23 protein-coding genes are annotated in these 20,297 nt (G+C 76.0%); 4 read left to right on the top strand and 19 right to left on the bottom strand.

The annotated features are described in order from the left end of the window. Positions 1-48: 48 nt before the first annotated feature. The 4 genes from GCU60_RS15315 to GCU60_RS15325 all read right to left on the bottom strand — a co-directional run bounded on the left by GCU60_RS15315 (position 49) and on the right by GCU60_RS15325 (position 3,253). Complete coding sequence (locus tag GCU60_RS15315; protein WP_163206752.1) at positions 49-690, bottom strand: phosphoribosyltransferase family protein; 642 nt, start codon at positions 688-690, stop codon at positions 49-51. A 5-nt stretch (positions 691-695) separates the two neighbouring features. Beyond that, the gene (locus tag GCU60_RS21155) at positions 696-827 is read right to left on the bottom strand and encodes a hypothetical protein (protein WP_275585567.1); all 132 of its coding nucleotides are present in this window, start codon (positions 825-827) and stop codon (positions 696-698) included. Positions 828-937: 110 nt separating this feature from the next. Continuing rightward, on the bottom strand, positions 938-2,455 hold the full coding sequence (locus GCU60_RS15320; RefSeq protein WP_163206754.1) for an HNH endonuclease signature motif containing protein: 1,518 nt from the start codon (positions 2,453-2,455) through the stop codon (positions 938-940). A 78-nt stretch (positions 2,456-2,533) separates the two neighbouring features. Further along, entirely contained in the window at positions 2,534-3,253 is a 720-nt protein-coding gene (locus GCU60_RS15325) for a demethylmenaquinone methyltransferase (protein WP_163206756.1), read from the bottom strand. A gap of 35 nt (positions 3,254-3,288) precedes the next feature. Here GCU60_RS15325 and GCU60_RS15330 point away from each other — a divergent pair, with 35 nt between their 5' ends. Continuing rightward, positions 3,289-4,548 (top strand): isochorismate synthase, encoded by a 1,260-nt coding sequence (locus tag GCU60_RS15330; protein ID WP_163206758.1) that lies wholly within the window; start codon positions 3,289-3,291, stop codon positions 4,546-4,548. 21 nt (positions 4,549-4,569) lie between these two features. Here the strand turns inward: GCU60_RS15330 and GCU60_RS15335 are convergent, their stop codons facing one another. From GCU60_RS15335 to GCU60_RS15345, 3 genes are all read right to left on the bottom strand, one after another. Further along, the gene (locus tag GCU60_RS15335; protein ID WP_163206760.1) at positions 4,570-4,710 is read right to left on the bottom strand and encodes a hypothetical protein; all 141 of its coding nucleotides are present in this window, start codon (positions 4,708-4,710) and stop codon (positions 4,570-4,572) included. A gap of 112 nt (positions 4,711-4,822) precedes the next feature. Then, complete coding sequence (menD, locus tag GCU60_RS15340; RefSeq protein ID WP_163206762.1) at positions 4,823-6,496, bottom strand: 2-succinyl-5-enolpyruvyl-6-hydroxy-3-cyclohexene-1-carboxylic-acid synthase; 1,674 nt, start codon at positions 6,494-6,496, stop codon at positions 4,823-4,825. Next, positions 6,493-7,461 (bottom strand): o-succinylbenzoate synthase, encoded by a 969-nt coding sequence (locus GCU60_RS15345; protein ID WP_163206764.1) that lies wholly within the window; start codon positions 7,459-7,461, stop codon positions 6,493-6,495. Before GCU60_RS15345 ends, menD begins: the two co-directional genes overlap by 4 nt. A gap of 89 nt (positions 7,462-7,550) precedes the next feature. Here GCU60_RS15345 and menE point away from each other — a divergent pair, with 89 nt between their 5' ends. Continuing rightward, the gene (gene menE, locus GCU60_RS15350) at positions 7,551-8,720 is read left to right on the top strand and encodes an o-succinylbenzoate--CoA ligase (protein WP_345770625.1); all 1,170 of its coding nucleotides are present in this window, start codon (positions 7,551-7,553) and stop codon (positions 8,718-8,720) included. After that, positions 8,720-9,589 carry a 1,4-dihydroxy-2-naphthoate polyprenyltransferase gene (locus GCU60_RS15355; protein WP_163206766.1) on the top strand — a complete coding sequence of 290 codons (870 nt, stop codon included), beginning with the start codon at positions 8,720-8,722 and terminating at the stop codon, positions 9,587-9,589. The genes menE and GCU60_RS15355 overlap by 1 nt, the downstream gene beginning before the upstream one ends. Positions 9,590-9,601: 12 nt before the next feature. On the opposite strand, the gene GCU60_RS15360 is transcribed toward GCU60_RS15355, so the two are convergent. Beyond that, positions 9,602-9,937: a DUF4229 domain-containing protein gene (locus tag GCU60_RS15360; RefSeq protein WP_163206768.1), complete on the bottom strand. Its 336-nt coding sequence runs from the start codon at positions 9,935-9,937 to the stop codon at positions 9,602-9,604. Then, a complete protein-coding gene (locus tag GCU60_RS21680; RefSeq protein ID WP_345770626.1) occupies positions 9,930-10,358 on the bottom strand; it encodes an Lrp/AsnC family transcriptional regulator in 429 nt (142 codons plus the stop codon). The genes GCU60_RS15360 and GCU60_RS21680 overlap by 8 nt, the downstream gene beginning before the upstream one ends. Positions 10,359-10,463: 105 nt before the next feature. Between GCU60_RS21680 and GCU60_RS15370 the strand changes: the two genes are divergently transcribed. After that, complete coding sequence (locus GCU60_RS15370) at positions 10,464-10,679, top strand: hypothetical protein (protein WP_163206771.1); 216 nt, start codon at positions 10,464-10,466, stop codon at positions 10,677-10,679. Between the two features lies 1 nt (position 10,680). Here the strand turns inward: GCU60_RS15370 and GCU60_RS15375 are convergent, their stop codons facing one another. From GCU60_RS15375 to GCU60_RS15420, 10 genes are all read right to left on the bottom strand, one after another. Continuing rightward, positions 10,681-10,995, bottom strand: a complete 315-nt coding sequence (locus tag GCU60_RS15375) for a hypothetical protein (RefSeq protein ID WP_163206772.1) — start codon at positions 10,993-10,995, stop codon at positions 10,681-10,683. A gap of 125 nt (positions 10,996-11,120) precedes the next feature. Next, a complete protein-coding gene (gene ccsB, locus GCU60_RS15380) occupies positions 11,121-12,086 on the bottom strand; it encodes a c-type cytochrome biogenesis protein CcsB (RefSeq protein ID WP_163206774.1) in 966 nt (321 codons plus the stop codon). Further along, on the bottom strand, positions 12,079-13,701 hold the full coding sequence (resB, locus tag GCU60_RS15385) for a cytochrome c biogenesis protein ResB (RefSeq protein ID WP_163206777.1): 1,623 nt from the start codon (positions 13,699-13,701) through the stop codon (positions 12,079-12,081). The genes ccsB and resB overlap by 8 nt, the downstream gene beginning before the upstream one ends. A 76-nt stretch (positions 13,702-13,777) precedes the next feature. Next, positions 13,778-14,617: a cytochrome c biogenesis protein CcdA gene (locus GCU60_RS15390; RefSeq protein ID WP_163206779.1), complete on the bottom strand. Its 840-nt coding sequence runs from the start codon at positions 14,615-14,617 to the stop codon at positions 13,778-13,780. Between the two features lies 1 nt (position 14,618). Next, a complete protein-coding gene (locus tag GCU60_RS15395; RefSeq protein WP_239521266.1) occupies positions 14,619-15,173 on the bottom strand; it encodes a TlpA family protein disulfide reductase in 555 nt (184 codons plus the stop codon). Between the two features lie 71 nt (positions 15,174-15,244). Then, positions 15,245-15,880, bottom strand: coding sequence for a histidine phosphatase family protein (locus GCU60_RS15400; RefSeq protein WP_163206783.1), 636 nt, complete (start codon positions 15,878-15,880; stop codon positions 15,245-15,247). After that, on the bottom strand, positions 15,877-17,250 hold the full coding sequence (hemL, locus tag GCU60_RS15405; protein WP_163206786.1) for a glutamate-1-semialdehyde 2,1-aminomutase: 1,374 nt from the start codon (positions 17,248-17,250) through the stop codon (positions 15,877-15,879). The genes GCU60_RS15400 and hemL overlap by 4 nt, the downstream gene beginning before the upstream one ends. Continuing rightward, entirely contained in the window at positions 17,247-17,720 is a 474-nt protein-coding gene (locus GCU60_RS15410; protein WP_163206788.1) for a hypothetical protein, read from the bottom strand. Before GCU60_RS15410 ends, hemL begins: the two co-directional genes overlap by 4 nt. A 4-nt stretch (positions 17,721-17,724) precedes the next feature. Next, a complete protein-coding gene (gene hemB, locus GCU60_RS15415; RefSeq protein ID WP_163206791.1) occupies positions 17,725-18,738 on the bottom strand; it encodes a porphobilinogen synthase in 1,014 nt (337 codons plus the stop codon). After that, the gene (locus tag GCU60_RS15420) at positions 18,735-20,279 is read right to left on the bottom strand and encodes a uroporphyrinogen-III synthase (protein ID WP_163206793.1); all 1,545 of its coding nucleotides are present in this window, start codon (positions 20,277-20,279) and stop codon (positions 18,735-18,737) included. Before GCU60_RS15420 ends, hemB begins: the two co-directional genes overlap by 4 nt. Positions 20,280-20,297 lie beyond the last annotated feature (18 nt).

The following is a 20,297-nucleotide window of genomic DNA, read 5'->3' on the forward strand; positions in this document are numbered from 1 at the left end:
CTGGGTTTGAGTCTAGGTCTGGGTGTGACCTTGCTGACAACACCCCCCTCATCGCAGGGCGCCGATCACCGTCTCGTCGGTGGTCTCGGAGAAGTCGGCGTAGGCCTGGCCCACCGCGCGGAACTCCTCGGGCACGTAGGGGCAGACCAGCTCGTCGACCTGTGCGGCCAGGTGGGCGACGACGGAGGGCGGCCCGACGGGCACCGCGACGGTGAGGCGCGCGGGCGAGGCGGCGCGCAGGGCCTGGATCGCGACGCGGACGGTGGCACCCGTGGCGAGGCCGTCGTCGACCAGGACGACGTGGCGACCGCGGACGGCGGGTGGCGGCCGGTCGCCGCGGTAGGCGGCGCGGCGGCGGTGGAGCTCGACCAGTTCGCGCTCGCGGACGGCGGCGACGGCGGCGCGGTCGGGGGCCACCCGGTCGACGACCGCCGCGACCCAGACGGTCTCCACGGCGTCGCCGACCGCGGCGATCGCGCCCATGGCGAGCTCCGGATGACCGGGCACGCCCAGTTTGCGGACGACGAGCACGTCCAGCTCCGCGCCGAGGGCTGCGGCCACCTCGGCGGCGACGACCACTCCGCCGCGGGGCAGGCCGAGCACGAGTGCCCCCGCGTCGGCCCGCCCGGCGAGCGCGCCCGCCAGGACCCTTCCGGCGTCACGCCGGTCGGCGTAGCGGACGCGCGGCACGCCGGCTACACCACCGGCACCGGGTCCGACTCCGGCTGGGGCTCACCCGGCTGATCGGGGTCCGGCTTCGGGATGGGGTCCGGCAACGGCTCGACCGGGGACGGCTCGTTCGGCTGCGGTTCGGGCGAGGTGGTCATGGTCCCGACGCTAGTAGAAGCGGCGGCTCCCAGCAGGCGCAGGAACGACTGCTCACCGGACGCCGGGGGCACCCGCCGTCCGGCCGGCACGGCGTGCCGGGGATCGCAGGTCAGAAGGGCGGCGGGTCCACGGGCCGTCGCGGTGGTCGTGGCGGTGGTGGGAGGGCCGGTTGATCGGTGAGGTCGCGCAGGCCCGGCGGGCGGGTCGTGCGGGTGATCCCGCTGGGCGTGGTCACCGACAGGGTGCCGTCGGGCAGCAGCTCGAAGCGCCAGTCACGGGCGAAGGTCTTGAGCCGGTGATGGGTGCGGCACAGGCAGCACAGGTTCTCGCAGCCGGTGCGTCCACCGCAGTCGTAGGGCAGCACGTGGTCGGCGTCGGTGCGCCCGGCCGGCTGCGAGCAGCCCGGATGCCGGCACGTCCGGTCCCGCAGCCGCAGGAAACGCTCCTGCGCGGCGGACGGGTCGTGGCCGTCCACCGGCATCGGGCGGCCGACGATCGAGCAGCCGCATGCGGCCTCCCCGCCGTGCCTGCGACAGCCACGCACCGCGAGGCGGCGCAGCTCGGCGGCCGAGACGGCCGCCAGCACGGCGCCGTCCTCGTCGACGACGGCCACCGCCAGGCTCCCTCCGTCCGGGGTCCGGACCCCGAGCGCGCCGAGCTGGGCGAGCAGCTCGCGCAGATGCCCGGCCGTGATCGGGGTGCCGTCCACGCTCGGCCCCAGCTCCCCACCGGCGACCACGCCGTCACGGGGCGGACCGGCCGCCGGGTGCAGCGCCGGCAGCGGAGCGACCACCGTGACGTGCCCGGTCACCGCGGGACGGGAGGTGTCCCACGGCCGCAGCACCAGCGCCGCGTGCGCCTCTGCGCGCAGCACCCCGATCGGCCGGTCGTCCCCGCCGGTCCTCGCCAGCTGCGCGGCCTGGTCGATCGTCGACCACATCGCCGCCGCCACCGGCGCGGGCAGCTCGCTGGTCAGCGCCGACATCCCGTCGCCGATCGGGCGGACGCGCACGTCGGCCCGCGCCTCGGCCTCGATCCGCCGCCGCTCGGCGAACTCCTCGTCGGCAGCGACCGCGGCCGCCACCAACCGCCGGCGCAACCGGCCCGAGGACAGCCGTGCCGCCACCGGCAGCAGCGCCGGGACGACCACGCCGACGACCTCGTCGGAGGCGTGCCCGAGCACGTCGGCGAACACCCGTGCGCGGAACCAGTCCAGCCGCCCCTCACCGCACGCCGCCCACACCGCGGGCATCCGCTCGACCAGTGCATAGGAGTCCGAGAGCACCCCGGCCGCGAAGGTCGGCGAGCAGTTCAGCACCAGCGCCAGTTCCTGGGGCAGGAACTCGCTCGCTCCCGGCACCGGCGAGCCGGGACCCCGGCGTCGCGCACCGGGGTGGCCGGGCGGCGGGTCATCGGTGTCGGGCCGGTCCCCCGCCAGCGCCATGACCAGCTCCGCCTCGTAGGCGGAGTCCATCGCCCTGCGCGCCTGGACGCGCTGCAGCTCCGCGGCCTTCTCCGCTGGCGACAGCAGGCCGACCGGCAGACGTGGCACCGTGGGCCGCTGCTCCTGGAGCCAGCCGACGAGCGCACCCTCGACCGCGCTGCGGGGCGGCGCGGCGGTGGTCATGGGTCGAACATATGTTCGGGGTACGACAGTTCTCGTCGATCCGGCGGTCCGGCCCGTCGTTCGCGAGGGCCTCGACGATCAGACCTTGCGGCCCCGGTGCAGCGCGACGATGCCGCCGGTGAGGTTCTGCCAGGCCACGTCGGACCAGCCGGCGTCCTGCACGCGCCCGGCCAGCGCGGCCTGGTCGGGCCAGGCGCGGATCGACTCGGCCAGGTAGACGTAGGCCTCGGGATTGCTGCTCACCGCCCGGGCGATCCGCGGCAGCGCCTTCATCAGGTACTCGGTGTAGACGGTGCGGAACGGCGACCACGTGGGGCTGGAGAACTCGCAGACCACCAGCGTGCCGCCGGGCCTGGTGACCCGGGCGAACTCGCGCAGCGCTGCGTCGGGGTCGGCCACGTTGCGCAGGCCGAAGGAGATGACGACGCCGTCGACGCTCTCGTCGGCCAGCGGCAGGGCCATCGCGTCGCCGGCCACCTTGGGCACCCGACGGGCGGCACCGGCGCGCAGCATCCCCTGGGAGAAGTCGCAGGCGATGGCTCGCACACCCCCGGCCGCCAGCTCCACGGTGGAGACCGCCGTGCCGGCCGCGACGTCGAGCACGGTCTGCCCCGGCTGGGCACCCAGCGCCTCCCGGGTGGCCCGCCGCCAGGAGGCGTCGAGGCCGCCCGACAGCACGGTGTTGGTGACGTCGTAGCGCTTCGCGACGCGGTCGAACATGGCCGCGACCTCGGCCGGTCGCTTGTCGAGCCCGGCCCGCAGGCCGGCGGTGTGCGGGTTCTCTCGCCGGTCTGCCACGGCATCGACGCTACAAGGCCTCTTACTCTGATCACGTGACCGCGGCCGCCCTGACCTCCCCGGCAGCGGCGTCGCGCACCGTCACCACGGTCCGGTCCGACGCGGCCGGCGAGCTGCTGGACCTGCTCCCGGCCACCGGCGGCCTGTCCTGGGTGCGCCGCGGCGAGGGCCTGGTCGGCTGGGGCGAGGCCGCCCGGCTGGAGGTCACCGGCCCGCGCGCGCTGGCCCGGGCGGCCGCCTGGTGGGACGAGTACACCGCCGCCCTCGACGTCGACGACGAGCTGGGGGTGCCCGGCTCCGGGCCGGTGCTGTTCGCCAGCATCGCCTTCGACCCGGTCGCGGGGACGTCGGTGTTCGTCGTCCCCGAGGTCGTCGTGGGACGACGGGACGGCGTCGGCTGGGTCACCGCTGTCGGCACCGCCCCGACCCTGCCCGCCCCGCACCAGCACGACGACGGCCCGGCTCTCCGCCTCCGCTACGCCGACGGCGCCCTGGACCCGGCGAGCTGGTGCGCCGCCGTGGCGGCGGCCGTGCAGCGGATCGACGCCGGCGAGCTGGCCAAGGTGGTGCTCGCCCGCGACCTGCTCGTCTCCGCCGACGTCCCGCTGGACCCGCGCCGGATGCTGCGCCGGCTGGCCGCGCGCTTCCCCGACTGCTGGACCTTCGCCGTCGACGGGCTGCTGGGGGCGACGCCGGAGCTGCTGCTGCGCCGCACCGGCCGGCAGCTGTCGGCGCGCGTGCTCGCCGGCACCGCGCCCCGAGGCGCCGGCGCCGAGGACGAGCGGCTGGCCCGGGCGCTGCTGGCCTCCGCCAAGGACCGCGCCGAGCACACCCTCGCCGTCGACTCCCTGGTGCAGGCGCTGGAGCCCTACTGCGCCGCCCTCGACGCCCCGGCCGAGCCGCAGCTGCTCACCCTGGCCAACGTGCGGCACCTGGCCACCGACCTGCTCGGCACGCAGGCCGCCGGCGGCCCCGCCTCCGGCGCGGACCTGCTGGAGCTCGTCGGCGCCGTGCACCCGACCGCGGCCGTCTGCGGCACCCCCACCCCCGACGCCGCCGCGCTGATCCGCGAGCTGGAGGGCATGGACCGCGGCCGCTACGCCGGGCCCGTCGGCTGGCTGGACGCGAGCGGCGACGGCGAGTTCGGGCTGGCGCTGCGCTGCGCCGAGCTCGTCGGCGACGACGGCGCGCGGCTGTTCGCCGGCTGTGGGATCGTCGCCGGCTCCGACCCGGCCGCCGAGCTGGCCGAGACCCAGTCGAAGTTCGCCGCCTTCCAGGCCGCACTCGAGGGCTGAGGCCCCGAGCGGACCACCGGGTCAGCGGGCCCCGACCAGCACGAGGTCGGTCGGGGTGGCCTCGGCGGGAGCGGTGTCCCCCAGAGCGAATCCGGCGATCCCGGCGGCGACCGCGACCGTTGCCGCCAGCAGGCGGAACGAGCGCAGCAGGTGCTGGGTCATCGTCGAACTCCTCTCACCGCTCCCGCCGGGGCGCGTCCCCCGTGCCAGGAGGACTCTGCCGCGCCAACCGCAGGGCACCCGCGAGGCAACCGCAAGGAATCCGCAGGATTCCTCAGGCGCGCAGCGCCACCGTGGCGGCGGTGCGCAGGTCCTTCGCCAGGGCGGCTTCGGCCCGCTGATCGGTGCGGACGACGACGATCCGCGGCCCGCCCAGCGCCAGGGCGCCGGGCAGCTCCCCGGCCGACCCCACCCGCGACGCCGACCAGCCCAGCGCGGTGGCCACCGCCACGAGGTCCCGCCCGTGCGGCGTGCCGAACACCCGGCGGTAGTCCGCGGCGTAGCGGTCCTCCCCCGGCTCCAGCTGGGCGAAGATGCCGCCGCCGTCGTTGTCCGGGACGACCACGGTGAGGTCCGGCCGCGCCTCGCCCTCGCCGAGCAGCAGGCCAGTCAGGTCGTGCAGGAAGGTCAGGTCGCCCATCAGCGCGAACACCGGCCCCGGATGGGTCAGCGCGGCACCCACGGCCGTGGAGATCGTGCCGTCGATCCCGGCCGCCCCCCGGTTCGCGAGCACGGTGACGTCGGCCCGCGGCACCGCCAGCCGGTCGACGTCGCGCACCGGGGTCGAGGACCCCAGCACGAACAGCGCGCCGGGCGGGAGTGCCGCGACGACGTCGCGCGCGAGCCGGGCGGCTGTCAGCGGAGCCGCCGGGTCCAGCACCGCGTCGACGGCGGAGCCGACCCGCTCGGCAGCGGCCCGCCAGGTCGCCGCCCACTCGGTGTCGACGTCCCCGTCGGCCCCGATGAAGAGCCGCGAGACGCGGGAGCTGGACCGGACGGCGTCGGCCCACCGGGGGGAGGCGCTGACCGTCTCCACCGTCACCGCGGGATCGGCCAGCAGCGCGTTGACCGGCCGGGAGAGCGTCGGCCGGCCCACGACCAGCACGGAGTCCGGCCGGTGCGCGGCCAACCAGTCGCGCGCGCCCAGCAGCAGGACCCCACCCCGCAGCGCACCGCCCCAGCGCCCGCTGCTCGGCTCGGCGACCACGGGCCAGGGGACGTCGCCGTCGAGCCCGGGTGCGGCGTGCAGCGGACCGTCCCCGGCGATCACGAGCGTCCGCGGGGGCAGCCGGTGCGCCGTGGCCGCGTAGCCGGGCGCGCGCTCCGCCGCGGTCCAGGGAGCGCTGCCGGGCCGCCCGGCCCACGGACCGGTGAGCTCGCCGGGCTCGTCGTCGGGCATCAGCGGCTCGCGCAGCGCCAGGTTCAGCTGCACCGGGCCCGGGTCGTCCGACAGGGCACCCGAGGCCACCGTCAGCGCCTTGGCCACCAGCGAGCGCCAGTAGCGGTTCTGCGCCTCCTCGCGGCCCGCCTCGGGCACACCGACGTCGACCGCCCAGCGCACCGCGCCGCCGTAGAGCCCGGCCTGCTCGATGGTCTGGTTGGCCCCGGTGGCGCGCAGCTCCGGCGGCCGGTCGGCGGTCAGCGCCAGCAGCGGTACCCCGGCGGCGTCGGCCTCCAGCACCGCTGCGTGCAGGTGCGCGGTGGCCGTCCCCGACGTCGTCAGCACCGGCACGGGGCGCCCGGACGCCTTGGCCAGCCCGAGCGCGAGGAACGCGGCCGTCCGCTCGTCGATGCGCACGAAGAGCCGCAACCGGCCGTCCCGCTCGGCGGCGGCCAGCGCGAGCGCGACCGGGGCGGAGCGGGAACCGGGGGCGAGCACCGCGTCGGTCACCCCGCCGCGGACCAGCTCGTCGACCAGCACCCGCGCGAAGGCGGTGGAAGGGTTCACGCGGCGAGCACCTCGTCCAGCCGGGTGCGCCAGCGGGCGGCGGTCGCCCCGCTCGCGGCGACGCCGGCCAGCCGGTCGGGCTCGCGGGCACCCACCGGCAGGGCGCCGTCGACCGGCAGCAGCGGGGACGACGTCACGTCGCCGGTGAACAGCGCGACCGTGGCCAGGCCGCAGGCGAACGGCAGCTCGGGCAGCGCGGCGGCCAGGGCCACCCCGGCGGCGATGCCGACCGAGGACTCCAGCGCGGAGGACACCACGCACGGCAGGCCGTGTGCCTCGGCCACCCGCAGCGCCGCACGGACGCCGCCGAGCGGCTGCACCTTGAGGACGACGACGTCGCAGGCCTCGCGCAGGTCCACGCGCAGCGGGTCGTCGGCCCGGCGCACCACCTCGTCCGCGGCGACCCGGACGTCGATCCGGCGGCGCAGCGCGGCCAGGTCGGCCAGGCCGGCGCACGGCTGCTCGACGTACTCCAGGCCGGCCGCGGCGTCGAGCTCCCGGATGCGGGCGACCGCCGTGTCGACGTCCCAGGCGGCGTTCGCGTCCACCCGGATGGCGCCGGCGGGCCCCAGCGCGTCGCGCACCGCCTCCACCCGGGCCCGGTCCTCGGCGGCGGACTGACCCGGCTCGGCGACCTTCACCTTCGCGGTGCGGCAGCCCGAGCCGGCCACGATCGCGTGCGCCCGCTCCGGGCCGACCGCCGGCACGGTCACGTTCACCGGCACGGAGCTCCGCACCGGCGCCGGCCAGCCCTCGAGGGCGGACTCCACCGCCGAGGCCCACCAGCGCCGGCTCTCGGCGGCGTCGTAGTCCCAGAACGGGGAGAACTCGCCCCAGCCGGCCGGGCCGCGCAGCAGCACCCCGTCGCGGACGTCGATGCCGCGGAAGCGGCTGCGCAGCGGCACCTCGTAGACGGCGAGCTCGGTGATCCCCGCCGGCAGCGCGGCGGCGGGGGCGGCGGTCATGGTGATCAGCGTAGGAGAAGGACCCCCTGCCCCCCGCCACTCGCAGGCTCGCGGCGGGTCCCTGCAGGGGCCGAATACGCTCGTCCCTCGTGGGTGGGAGGTGGGCAGGCGGCACGGGCAGGCAGCTCACCGTCGTGCCCGCGGCCGAGCTCTCCGACGACGAGGTCCGCGCCGCCCTCGACGGCAGCCGTCCCCTGGCCGTCCTCCCCACCGGACCTCCGGCCGTCGTCGACGCCGCCCGCGCCGCGCTCCGCCCCGACGAGCCGCTGGAACCGGGCACCGACCTCGTCGTCGTCACGTCCGGCTCGACCGGCGGCGGCCGGGGCGTGCTGCTCACCGCCGCCGCGCTGCGCGCCTCGGCGACCGCGACCCTCGACCGGATCGGCGGCCCGGGCAGCTGGCTGCTGGCGCTGCCGGTGTCGGCGATCGCCGGCCTGCAGGTGGTCTGCCGGGCCCTGCTGGGCGGCCGGGCCCCGACCCGGCTCCCCTCCGGCGGGACGCTCGCCGACGCCGTGGCCCGCATGCCGGCCGGCGACCGCCGCTACACCTCCATGGTCCCCACGCAGCTGCGGCGCTGGCTGGACACCGAACCCGACGCGCTGCGGGCCTTCGACGCGGTCCTGGTGGGCGGCGCGGCCGCCGATCCCGCGCTGCTCGACCGCGCCCGGGCCGCGGACGTCGCCGTCGTCACGACCTACGGCATGACCGAGACCGCCGGCGGGTGCGTCTACGACGGGGTGCCGCTCGACGGCGTCGGCGTCCGGGTCGCCGACGGCGGGCCCGCAGGACCCGGCGGCGGGGGGATCGAGCTGGCCGGGCCCACCCTCGCCCTGGGCTACCGCGGCGACCCCGAGGGGACCGCCGCCGCGTTCGCCGACGGCTGGTTCCGCACCCGGGACGCCGGCACGCTGGACCCCGACGGCCGGCTCACCGTGCACGGCCGGCTGGACGACGTCGTCGTCTCCGGTGGGGTCAACGTCGCCCCGGCCGCGGTCGAGGCCGCGCTGCGCGAGCACCCCGCCGTCGCCGACGCCGTCGTATTCGGCCACCCCGACCCCGAGTGGGGGCAGCGGGTCGTCGCCGCCGTCGTCCCCGTGGGCACGGCGCGACCCGACCTGGCCGAGCTGCGCAGCTGGGTCGCCGACCGCCTCGGCGCCCCGGCCGCACCGCGCCGGCTGCACCTGCTCGACACGATCCCCACCCTGCACACGGGCAAGCCCGACCGCCGCGCCGTCGCGGCCCGCACCCCGGAGGTCTGATGGCCACCCCCGCCCAGTGGCTGGCCGGAGCCCGCCCGCGCACGCTGCCCGCCGCGCTGGCGCCCGTGCTCGTCGGCACCGGCGCGGCCGTCGCCCTCGACGGTTTCCGCCTCGGCCCGGCCCTGCTCGCCCTGCTGGTCGCCCTGGCCCTGCAGGTCGCGGTCAACTACGCCAACGACTACTCCGACGGCAAGCGCGGCACCGACGCCGACCGGGTCGGCCCCATGCGGCTGGTCGGCTCGGGTGCGGCCACCCCGCGCCAGGTGCTGGTCGCGGCGCTGCTGTCCTTCGCCGTCGCGGGCGTGGCCGGGCTCGCGCTCGCCGCCCTCTCCAGCTGGTGGCTGGTGGCGGTCGGCGCGGTGTGCATGGCGGCGGCCTGGACCTACACCGGCGGCCCGCTGCCCTACGGCTACCGGGCGCTCGGCGAGGTGTTCGTCTTCGTCTTCTTCGGCCCGGTCGCCGTCGTGGGCACGACCTTCGTGCAGACCCGCAGCGTGGAGTGGCTGGCGTTCGCGGTCTCGGTGCCGATCGGGCTGCTGATCGTCGCGATCCTGGTGGTCAACAACCTGCGCGACCTGGCCGGTGACGCCGAGGTGGGCAAGCGCACCCTCGCCGTCCTGCTGGGCGACCGGGCGACCCGGCTGCTGTTCGCCGGCCTCTTCGTCGTCGCCTTCGCCGTCGTGGCCGCCGTCGGCGCGACTCGGCCCTGGGCGCTGCTCGGACTGGCTGCCGCTCCCCTGGCTGTGACGCCGGCGCGCACGGTGCTCTCCGGAGCGCGCGGGCCGGCGCTGATCGCCGTCCTCCAGGCCACCGGGGTGGTCACCCTGGTCACCGGGGTGCTGCTCGGGGCCGGGCTCGCGCTCAGCTGAGCGCGGGCCGGCTCACTCGGTGCCGCTGAGCCGCTTGCGCAGGTCCTCCTTCGCCGCCTTCCGGGCGACGGCGCGGGCGGCCAGCGCCTCGGTCAGCCGGTCCCGGGAGGGGCGCAGCAGCAGGTAGGACACCGGCATCGACAGCAGCAGGCCGAAGAGCAGGCCGGGGAAGCTGCCGAGCCCCACCAGCCACAGGATCAGCACCAGCGCCGCGGTGATGGACAGCCGGCCCACCACGTACATGAGCGCCCAGGGCAGCACCGCGGGCGGCGTCGCCGTCCCGCCGGCCGGGCCCACGGGCGCAGCGGCGCCGGCCGGGGTGCTGCCGGTCGTCTTCTTCTCAGCCATGGCGGCCCTCCCACTTGGTCGACAGGACGACCGTCGTCCGGGTCCGAGCGACCCCTCTGATCCGGTTCAACGCGTTGACGGTGGCCTCGAGTGCCGGGATGTCGGTCACGCGCACCTTCAGCACGTAGCCCTCGCTGCCGGCGACCCGCCAGCAGTCCTCGATGCCGGGGACCTCGCGCATCGCCGCCTCGAGGCCGGTGTCGTCCACCGAGTCGCTCTCGATGACCCCGATGAGCGCGGTGACGTCCAGCCCGACCGCCGACGGCTCGACCACGGCGCGGTAGCCGGTGATCACGCCGGCTGTCTCCAGCTTGCCCACCCGCTCGTGCACCGCGGGTGAGGAGAGCCCGACCTGACGCGCGAGCTCGGCGTAGCTGGCGCGACCGTTGGCGCGCAGCAGATCGATCAGCTGCTGGTCCACCGCGTCGATGGGAGTTCTCCGTCCTCGCCCGTGAGCGGGACGTCCCGCTCACGGCACCGAGTATCCCGACGGTCGTACGCTGGTGTCCGACGAGGGGGTGGGCCCGTGGTTTTCCTGGTGTTTCTCTTGCTGGCGGTCGTCGTGGTGCTGGTGGTGGTGCGCGCCGCGATCGCGTCCGGCAGGCCGGACGGTCCGCCGCGCGCCGGCCGGGCTCCGCGCCGGCCGCAGGGGCCGGTGCGCCCGATCGCGCCGGACGACGACCCCGAGTTCCTGCGCGAGCTGGGCCGCCGCGCCCGCAAGGACGACGGCTCGCCCGCCTGACCTAGGCCGCGGGAGCGGACCCGAACAGCCGGCGCCACCCGCGTCGCGGCCGGGCCTGCTCGGCCCTGACCGCGACGTCCTGGACGTCCTGCTCGTCCTGGTCCTCCTGCCCGGCACCGCCGGGCCAGCCCACGGGGGCCTCCCCGGGCTCGGGAGCGGTGGGCGCCGGCGGGACCGGCCAGCCCACGTCGCCGCCGTCGCCACCGGACGCCGGGTCCCCCCGGCGCGCGCCCGTGCCGTCGGCGGCCCGTTGCGCCAGCGCGGCGGCGACCAGCGGGTGCGCCGAGGCGCCGTCGGCCGCGGCGTGCCTACCCATGCCGCACCTCCGCGCCGGCCCGGCTGCTGTCCCTGTGCTCCATGCGGGCATGGAAGCACGGGCCTGCGACATCCGTCACCGGTGCCGGCCGCGGCTCTCCCCCGGACGGGCGTACCGCCGGGGCCTCAGCCGACGTCGGCGTAGCTGTGCAGGCCGGTGGAGACCAGGTTGACGAACGTCAGGTTGAAGATCATCACCGCGAGCCCGACCACGTTCACCCAGGCCGCCGGGCGACCGCGCCAGCCGGCCGTCGTGCGGGCGTGCAGGTAGGCGGCGTAGACCACCCAGGCGACGAACGACCAGGTCTCCTTCGGGTCCCACCCCCAGAACCGGCCCCAGGCGGCCTCGGCCCAGATGGCGCCGGCGATGACCGCGAACGTCCAGATCGGGAAGCCGAAGACGGCGGTCCGGTGCGCCAGCCGGTCGAGCACGTCGGCCGAGGGCAGCCGGGACACGAAGCCCGTGCCGGCGTCGGCGCCCGGTCGCGAGCGCACCAGGTACAGCACGCTGGCGATGCCGCTCACCATGAAAACGCCGAACCCGAGGATCGCGGCGCTGACGTGGATGGCCAGCCAGTACGACCGCAGGGCGGCGACCACCGGCGCGGCCTCGGTGTAGAGGCCCAGGCCGATCGCGACGAGGGCGAGCACGACGGGTCCGAGCACGAAGACGCCGATGTGCCGCAGGTTGGGCGTGCGCAGCGCCAGGCCGGTGTAGGCCACGACGGCGACCAGCACGACCGCCGTCGCGAACTCGTACATGTTGCCCCAGGGCAGGCGGTCGACCGCCATGCCGCGGGTGACGAGGACGCCGGTGTGGGCCAGCGCGCCCAGCGCCGTCACGCCGATCGCGATCGCACCCCAGCGGTTGCCCTGGTCCGTGCCGCCGGCCGGTCGCGGCGCGGCCTGCGGCGCGTCGTCCAGGAGGACGCCGCCGGACGCGGACGCGGAGGCGCCGACCACCTCGCGGGTGCGCTCGGTCCGTCGGCCGAACGCCAACTGGGCGCAGAAGGCGACCAGGGCGACGGAGTAGAGCGCGACGCTCACGGAGAAGAGGCTGTCGGACAGCTCGGCCAGCGCGGACTCAGTCACGGGAGGGGACCTCCGGGTCGGGTGCGGTGCGGGACGCCGCCGTGGCGAGGGCGTCGCGCAGGTCGTCGGACAGCGCGGTGAACCGCGGCCGGCTCTCACCACCGCCCCGGGTGAGCGAGGCGAGCGAGAGCACGGTACCTCCGCCGTCGGCGGCGGCCTCGGCCCGGGCGAACACCCGTTCCCGCCGCAGGAGCAGGAGGCCGAGCAGGCCGGCCAGCAGTGCGATCGCGGACCCGAGCACCCACAGCTGGCCCGGGTCGTGCGAGTACTGGAGGGCGGCGAACTCCTTGTAGCCGGAGAAGGTCACCTGCGTCCCGTCCGGCAGGTCGAGCGTCTCCCCCACCGACAGGTTCGCCGCGCCGACCTCGGTCAGCCGGCCGCGCTCGATCTGGGTGGCGTCCAGGGAGTAGACCGACTGCGGCAGCCCGGAGTCCAGGCCCAGGTAGCCCTGGTAGGCGATGATCGCGACCTGCGGCGCCAGGGGCCGCGGGTCGATCGAGGTGAGCAGCCCGCCCTGCATCAGGCCGGTCGGGGCGAAGAAGCCCTCGATCGCGAGCTGGTCGTCCTGCCCGGCGCCGAGGTCGGGCAGCTTGAGCGCCCCCTCGCTGGCCAGCGTCGTCTGGTCGGTGGGCAGGAACGGGGCGCAGACGTCGTCGAACGAGCTGCCGCCGGGGATCTGCACGGTGAAGCACGGGGTGAAGCCGTGCCCGGTGACGTAGACCCGGTCCCCGTCGATCCGCAGCGGATCGTTGACGCCGATCGTCGTCGCCCGGTCCTCGCCGTTCGGCTCCCCGTACCGGATGTCGGCGGTGAACGAGGAGGCGGTGAGGTTCTCCTCGTACTCGGCCCGGAACTGGTCGAGGTCGACGCACAGCGAGCTCAGGTCATCGCTGTCGACCAGCGGACCCGAGGAGTAGGTGTCGTACTGCTGGAAGGTGTTGCAGAAGCCCTGGCCCTCGGTCACCAGGATGCTGCCCTCGTACCCCCACAGCTTCCCGCCCGCCAGGCCCAGCAGGAGGGCCAGCAGGGAGAGGTGGAACAGCAGGTTGCCGGTCTCCTTGAGGTAGCCCTTCTCGGCCGACAGCTCGGGACCGCGCGCGGTCTCCCGGCGGACGACGCGGAACCGGCGGACCCGCAGCTCCTCCTCGACTGCGTCCAGCGCCGGAGCGGGGGCCAGCGGGCTGTCCAGCCGGCCGGAGTCGGGCAGCCGCAGCAGGTTGCGGGGCGCGGGCGGCGGCGGGGTGCGCAGCGCGCGGAAGTGCTCCAGCGCCCGCGGGATCACGCAGCCGATCAGCGAGATGAACAGCAGCAGGTAGACCGCGGCGAACCACGGCGAGCTGAAGACGTCGAACAGGTACAGCCGGTCCAGCACCGGCGCGAGGTCGGGATGGTCGGCGAAGTACCGGGTGACGGCGTTGCGCGACAGCGAGCGCTGCGGCAGCAGCGAGCCGGGGACGGCCGCCAGCGCCAGCAGGAACAGCAGGATGATCGCCGTCCGCATGGCGGTCAGCCGCCGCCACCAGCGGAGCAGCACGGCGCCGGCCCGCCGCCCGGACGAGGGCTGCGGGGACGGCGACGGCGGGGTGGCCGGCCGCGGGGGCGCCTCGATGCTCACGATGTCACCAGCTCGCTCCCGCGCAGCGCTCCGCTCCTCGCTCGTTCCTCGCTGCGAAGCTCACGCCGCTGTCCGCTCACAGCGACGTCTCCGCGAAGCCGGTGGCGGCCAGCCAGGAACGCAGCCAGCCCATCATCTCCGTCCACGCCCCGGTCATCAGCAGCAGGCCCACGACCACCAGCACGACACCGCCGAACCGGGTCACGGCCGCGGCGTGCCGGCGGAGGAACGACGTGGCGCCCACGGCCCAGCGGGCACCCAGCGCGACCAGGACGAAGGGCACCCCCAGGCCCAGGCAGTAGGCGACCGAGAGCAGCGCGCCCCGGCCGGCGGTGGCCTCGACGAAGGCCAGCCCCTGGACCGCACCCAGGGTCGGCCCCATGCACGGGGTCCAGCCCAGGGCGAACACCACGCCGAGCAGCGGCGCGCCCGCCAGCCCGACGGCCGGGCGCGCCGACAGCCGCGCGGTGCGCTGCAGGAACGGCACCCGGCCGAGGAACGCCAGGCCGATGACGACGGTGACCGCGCCCATGACCCGGGTGATCAGCTCGTTGTGCACGAGCAGCAGCCGGCCCAGCCCGCCGAACAAGGCACCGAAGGCCACGAACACGGCCGTGAAGCCCAGGACGAACAGCACCGCGCCGAGGACCATCCGGCCCCGGGGCGGGCGCTCGTCGGTTCCGGGGAGCACCGCGGTGGCGGCGCCCCCGCCGTGCCCCTGCCCGGCGGGGGCGGGCGCCGTCGTCGCCGTCGCCGCCGTCCCGCTGCCGACCAGCCCCGTGACGTAGGAGAGGTAGCCCGGCACCAGTGGCAGCACGCAGGGCGAGGCGAAGCTGATCAGCCCGACGAGGGCGGACACGGCCGCGGCGACGAGCAGCGGCCCGTCGGTGACCAGCCCCGCGAAGGTCTCCCCCACCTCAGACCTCCTCGGCCAGGATCAGGTCCAGGGTGCTGCGCAGATCCTCCTGCGACACCTCGGCGGTGTAGACGGCCGCCACCCGGCCCTCGCGGTCGAGCACGATCGTCGAGGGGATGGCGGTGGCCGGGTAGTCGCGGAAGGCCAGGGCCACCTCGCCCCGCGGGTCGTACAGCGAGGGGAACTCGATGCCGAACTTCTCCACGAACGCGGTCGCGAACTGGTCGCTGGTCTCCTTGACGTTGATGCCGAGGAACTCGACGCCCTCGTCACGCACGTCGGCGTAGACCTCCTGGAACTCCGGCGTCTCCACCCGGCAGGGCGGGCACCAGGACCCCCAGAAGTTGATCACCGCCACCTCCCCGTCCAGCTCGGTCGAGGAGAAGTCCCCGCCACCCAGCAGCGTGCCGGAGAACGCCGGTGCCGACGCCCGCTCGGCCGGGGGGATCACCTCGCCGCGCGGGGTGCCCGCGACGAACCGGAACTCGCCGCCGTTGTTGACGTCGACGGCGTCCGAGCCGGTGGAGCACCCCGTGAGCAGCGCGGCCGCCAGCAAGGCCGGGACCAGCCGCCTCCCGGGGCCCCTGCGGCGACGTGGAGCGCCGGCGGAGCGTTTCCGCGGGGTGGTCATGCGCCCGGCACCGCGTCGGGATCGGTGGCGCCGGCCGGCTCGGCGTAGCCGACGCCACGCAGCGTGTCGCCGTCGTAGGTGACCGAGGTGACGCTGGCCAGGGCGCACTCCCGGCGCCGCGGGTCGTGCACGTAGCGACGCCCCTCGAGGTGCAGCCGGGTGGTCCAGATGGGCAGCTGGTGGCTGACCAGCACCGCCTCGTGCCCGCGGGCGGCGTCGCGGGCCGCCTCGACCGCGGCGAGCATCCGCGCGGCGATCTCCACGTAGGGCTCCCCCCAGGACGGCCGGAACGGGTTGCGCAGCTTCCACCAGTTGCCCGTGGCGCGGAAGACGCCGGCTCCTCCGGCCACGGCCATGCCCTCGAAGGCGTTGCCGGCCTCGATCAGCCGGTCGTCCAGGGTGACCGGCAGCCCGGTGGCCTCGGCCAGCGGCCGGGCCGTCTGCTGGGCGCGCTCGAGCGGGCTGGAGACCAGGTGGGTGACGTCGCGCCCGGCGAACCACTCCGCGGCCGCGTGGGCCATCGCCTCCCCGGTGGTGGAGAGGCGGAACCCGGGCAGCCGCCCGTAGAGGACGCCGCCGGGGTTGTGCACCTCCCCGTGCCGCAGCAGGTGGACGACGGTGGTCCCGCTCACGAGCTGACCTCGGAGAGGTCCTGGTCGGCGGGGCGGTCGTCGCCGGGCACCGCGGCCGCCGCGCGGGCGGCGGCCGGCAGCGCCTCGAGCACGCGGTCGAGGGCCTCGCCGGTCAGCGCGGCGTTGACGAACCAGGACTCGAACGCCGACGGCGGCAGGTACACGCCGCGGGCCAGCAGGGCGTGGAAGAAGGCGGTGTAGCGGGTGACGTCCTGGGTGCGCGCGTCGGCGTAGTCGCGCACCTGGCGCTCGTCGGGCACGAAGAAGATCGAGAACATGCTGCCGGCCTGCTGCACCCGGTGCGGCACCCCGGCGGCGAACAGCGCGGCGCTCGCCGCACCCCGCAGCACGGCCGACACCTCGTCGCAGTACGCGTAGATCTCGTCGGTGCAGTTGCGGAGCGTCGCCAGGCCGGCGGCCACGGCCACCGGGTTCCCCGACAGGGTGCCGGCCTGGTAGACCGGCCCGCTGGGCGCCAGCTGGGACATGAGGTCCGCGCGCCCGCCGAACGCGGCGGCCGGCAGGCCACCGCCCATGACCTTGCCGAAGGTGAACAGGTCGGCGTCGACGGGGTCCAGCCCGTACCAGCCCGACCGCGACACCCGGAACCCCGTCATGACCTCGTCGAGGATCAGCAGCGCGCCGTGGGCTGCGGTGATCCGGCGCAGTGCGGCGTTGAACCCGGGCAGCGGCGGGACGACGCCCATGTTGCCGGGCGCGGCCTCGCTGATGATCGCGGCGATCTCGCTGCCGCGCTCGGCGAAGACGGCCTCGACGGCGGCGACGTCGTTGTAGGGCAGCACGATGGTGTCGGCGGCGGCGCCGGTGGTGACCCCCGGGGTGTCGGGCAGCCCGAGGGTGGCGACGCCGGAGCCGGCCGAGGCGAGCAGCGCGTCGACGTGGCCGTGGTAGTGGCCGGCGAACTTGACCAGCAGCGGCCGGCCGGTGGCGCCGCGGGCCAGCCGGACCGCCGAGAGCACGGCCTCGGTGCCGGAGTTGACCAGCCGCACGCGCTCGACCGGGGCCATCCGGGCCCGGATCTCCTCGGCGAGGTCCAGCTCGCCCTCGGTCGGGGCGCCGAAGGACAGGCCGCGGCGGGCCGCCGAGGCCACCGCGTCGACGACGGCGGGGTGCGCGTGCCCGAGGATCATCGGCCCCCAGGAGCTGACCAGGTCCACGTAACGGCGGCCGTCGGCGTCGGTGAGCCAGGGGCCCGAGCCCTCCGCCATGAAGCGCGGGGTGCCGCCGACGGCGCGGAACGCGCGCACCGGCGAGTTCACCCCGCCGGGGGTGATCTCCTGGCCGCGGGCGAAGAGGCCGGCCGACACCGGGGCCTCGTAGGGATACGTCGAGCTGTCCGGCGAGGTCACGGTTCCAGTGTCCCCTGCGGATCGAGGAGGGCGGCGTGGAGGGCGGCCGGATCGCGAGTGGGAACGAGCACTGTGCGGCCGTCGACCAGCTTCAGGGGCAGCCCGGTGCGGCCGCGCGGCAGGGACCAGCCGCCCCCGAGCACCGGCGCGCCGGCGTCCACCCCGGCGTCCACCGAGCGCAGGTGGTCGGCGTCGATGTCGGCCAGCGGCACGCGCTCCCGCCCGACAATCAGCGCGCGGTCGGGCCCGGCGCCCTGGACGCGCACCGTCCACAGCCGCTGCGCCGACAGCGTGCCCGCGGCGACGACCCCGAGGACCGACACCACGGCCACCAGCCACAGCAGCGGCGGGACGTCCGGGCCCGGCAGGACGAGGTCCGCGACGAGGAAGAGCCCGAGGACCCCGGCCACCGTCCAGAACGGTGTCCAGGAGCCCCCGGGCTCGACGTACTCCTCCGCCGGCGCGGCCATCGACTCAGCCGCGGGCGAGCAGGCGGGCTGCCTCGACCGCCCAGTAGGTGAGCACCTGGCCGGCGCCGGCGCGGCGGATCGCGGTCAGCGTCTCCAGGATGGCGCGCTCCCGGTCGATCCAGCCGTTGGCGGCGGCCGCCTCGACCATCGCGTACTCGCCGCTGACCTGGTAGGCGCTCACCGGCACCTGCACCGCGTCGGCGACCCGGCGGACGATGTCCAGGTAGGGCAGCGCGGGCTTCACCATGACGGCGTCGGCGCCCTCGGCCAGGTCCTGCGCCACCTCGCGCAGCGCCTCGTCGGCGTTGGGCGGGTCCATCTGGTAGGTCGACCGGTCGCCGAACTGCGGCGCACCCTCGGCCGCCTCGCGGAACGGCCCGTAGAACCCCGACGCGTACTTGGCCGCGTAGGCCAGGATCGGGACCTCGGTGAAGGCGGCGCTGTCCAGGCCGGCGCGGATGGCCGCCACCTGCCCGTCCATCATCCCGCTGGGCGCGACCAGGTGGGCCCCGGCCTGTGCCTGCGCGATCGCCACCGCGGCGTAGCGGTCCAGCGTCGGGTCGTTGTCCACGACCATCGCCCCGCCCTGCCCCCGGATCCCACCCCTGGCGGGCGTGACCACCCCGCAGTGCCCGTGGTCGGTGTACTCGCACAGGCACAGGTCGGCCATGAGCACGAGCTCGTCGCCCAGGTCGGCCCGCAGGTTCTGCAGCGCCTGGTTGACCACGCCGTCGGCGGCGTCGGCCTGGGACCCCACGGGGTCCTTGTCGGCGGGGATGCCGAAGAGCATCAGCCCGCCGATGCCGGCCTCTGCCGCCTCGTGCGCGGCCTTCCGCAGCGAGTCGTGCGTGTGCTGCACGACACCGGGCATCGAGCCGATGGGGACGGCTGCGTCGATGCCCTCCTTGACGAAGACCGGCAGCACCAGGTCGGCCGGGGCCACCCGGGTCTGGGCGGTCAGCCGCCGCAGCGCGGGCGTCGACCGCAGCCGGCGCCCGCGGGCGAAGCCGTCACTCACTTGCCCTCGCCGTCCTCCGCCTCGCGCAGCGACAGGGCGTACTCGGCCAGCGCGTCGACCAGCGGCGCGACGGCCGCCGTCTCCGGCTGCACGTCCACCCGCAGGCCGAACTCCTGCGCGCTGGCGGCGGTGGCGGGGCCGATGACCGCGACGACGGTCTTCGCGTGCGGCTTGCCGGCGATGCCCACCAGGTTGCGCACCGTGCTCGAGGAGGTGAAGCAGACCGCGTCGAAGCCGCCGCCCTTGATCGCCTCGCGCACCGACGCGGCCGGCGGGGCCGCCCGGACGGTGCGGTAGGCGGTGACGTCGTCGATCTCCCAGCCGCGCTCGACCAGGCCGGCGGCGAGCGTCTCGGTGGCGATGTCGGCCCGGGGCAGCAGCACCCGGTTGATCGGGTCCAGGACGTCGTCGTACTCGGGGAAGTCGGCCAGCAGACCGTGGCTGGACTGCTCGCCGGTGGGCACGAGCTCGGGCACGATGCCGAAGTCGCGGACCGCCTGGGCGGTCTGCTCGCCCACGCAGGCCACCTTCACGCCGGCGAACGCGCGGGCGTCCAGGCCCAGTTCCACGAACTTCTCGCGCACCGCCTTCACCGCGTTGACCGAGGTGAAGACGATCCAGCCGTAGCGGCCGGTGACCAGGCCCTTGATCGCCCGGTCCATCTGTGCCGGGCTGCGCGGCGGCTCCACGGCGATCGTCGGCACCTCGACCGGGACGGCGCCGTAGGCGCGCAGCCGGTCGCTCATCTCGCCGGCCTGGTCCTTGGTGCGCGGCACGAGCACCCGCCAGCCGAACAGCGGGCGGCTCTCCCACCACGACATCCGGGCGCGCTTGTCGACGATCGAGCCGATCGTGGCCACGACCGGGCCGCTCAGCGGGTCGAGCCCGGCGGTCTTCTCGGCCACCGCCGAGAGCTTGCCGACGATGCTCTTCTGACCCGTGCCCGAACCGCCGGTGGTCACGACCACGGGCGTGTTCGCGGAGAGGCCGCCCTCGATCAGCCGCGCGGCGGCGTCGGGCAGCTCCTCGGCGGTCCCCTGCAGGACCAGCGTGCCGCCGGTGCCGGAGGTGGCGGCGGCGAGCGCGCCGAGGTCGGCGCCGCCGTGCAGGTCGGCAGCGACGGTGGTGCTGCCCATGGCCACGCCGGCGAAGGCGGGGACGGCGGTCGCGGTGGCGACACCGGGCACGACGTCGAAGGGCACCGAGGTGCGGCCGACGGCGAGGACCTCCTTCACCACCTCGTCGGAGGTGTAGGGGTCACCGACGACGAGCCGGACCACGACCGACCCGCTCTTGGCAGCGGCCACGGCGCCCTTGGCGATGTCGGCCGGCTCGCCGGAGACCGGCGTCAGCTCGGTGTCGGGGTTCGCCTCGCGGACGGCGTCCTGGAGCGGGGCGGCGACGTCGGGGTCCACCAGCACCACGGCGGCCTCGGCCAGCGCGGCGGAGGCGCGGGCGGTGAGCATGCCGGGGTCACCGGGTCCGGCGCCGACGAACACGACCCGGCCCGACTGGCCTGCGGTCTTGCGGAAGCGCGTCATCGCGTGCTCCTGATCCTG

Origin of the sequence: Blastococcus saxobsidens, assembly GCF_010682065.1 — a bacterium.
GTDB lineage: Bacteria > Actinomycetota > Actinomycetes > Mycobacteriales > Geodermatophilaceae > Blastococcus > Blastococcus saxobsidens_B.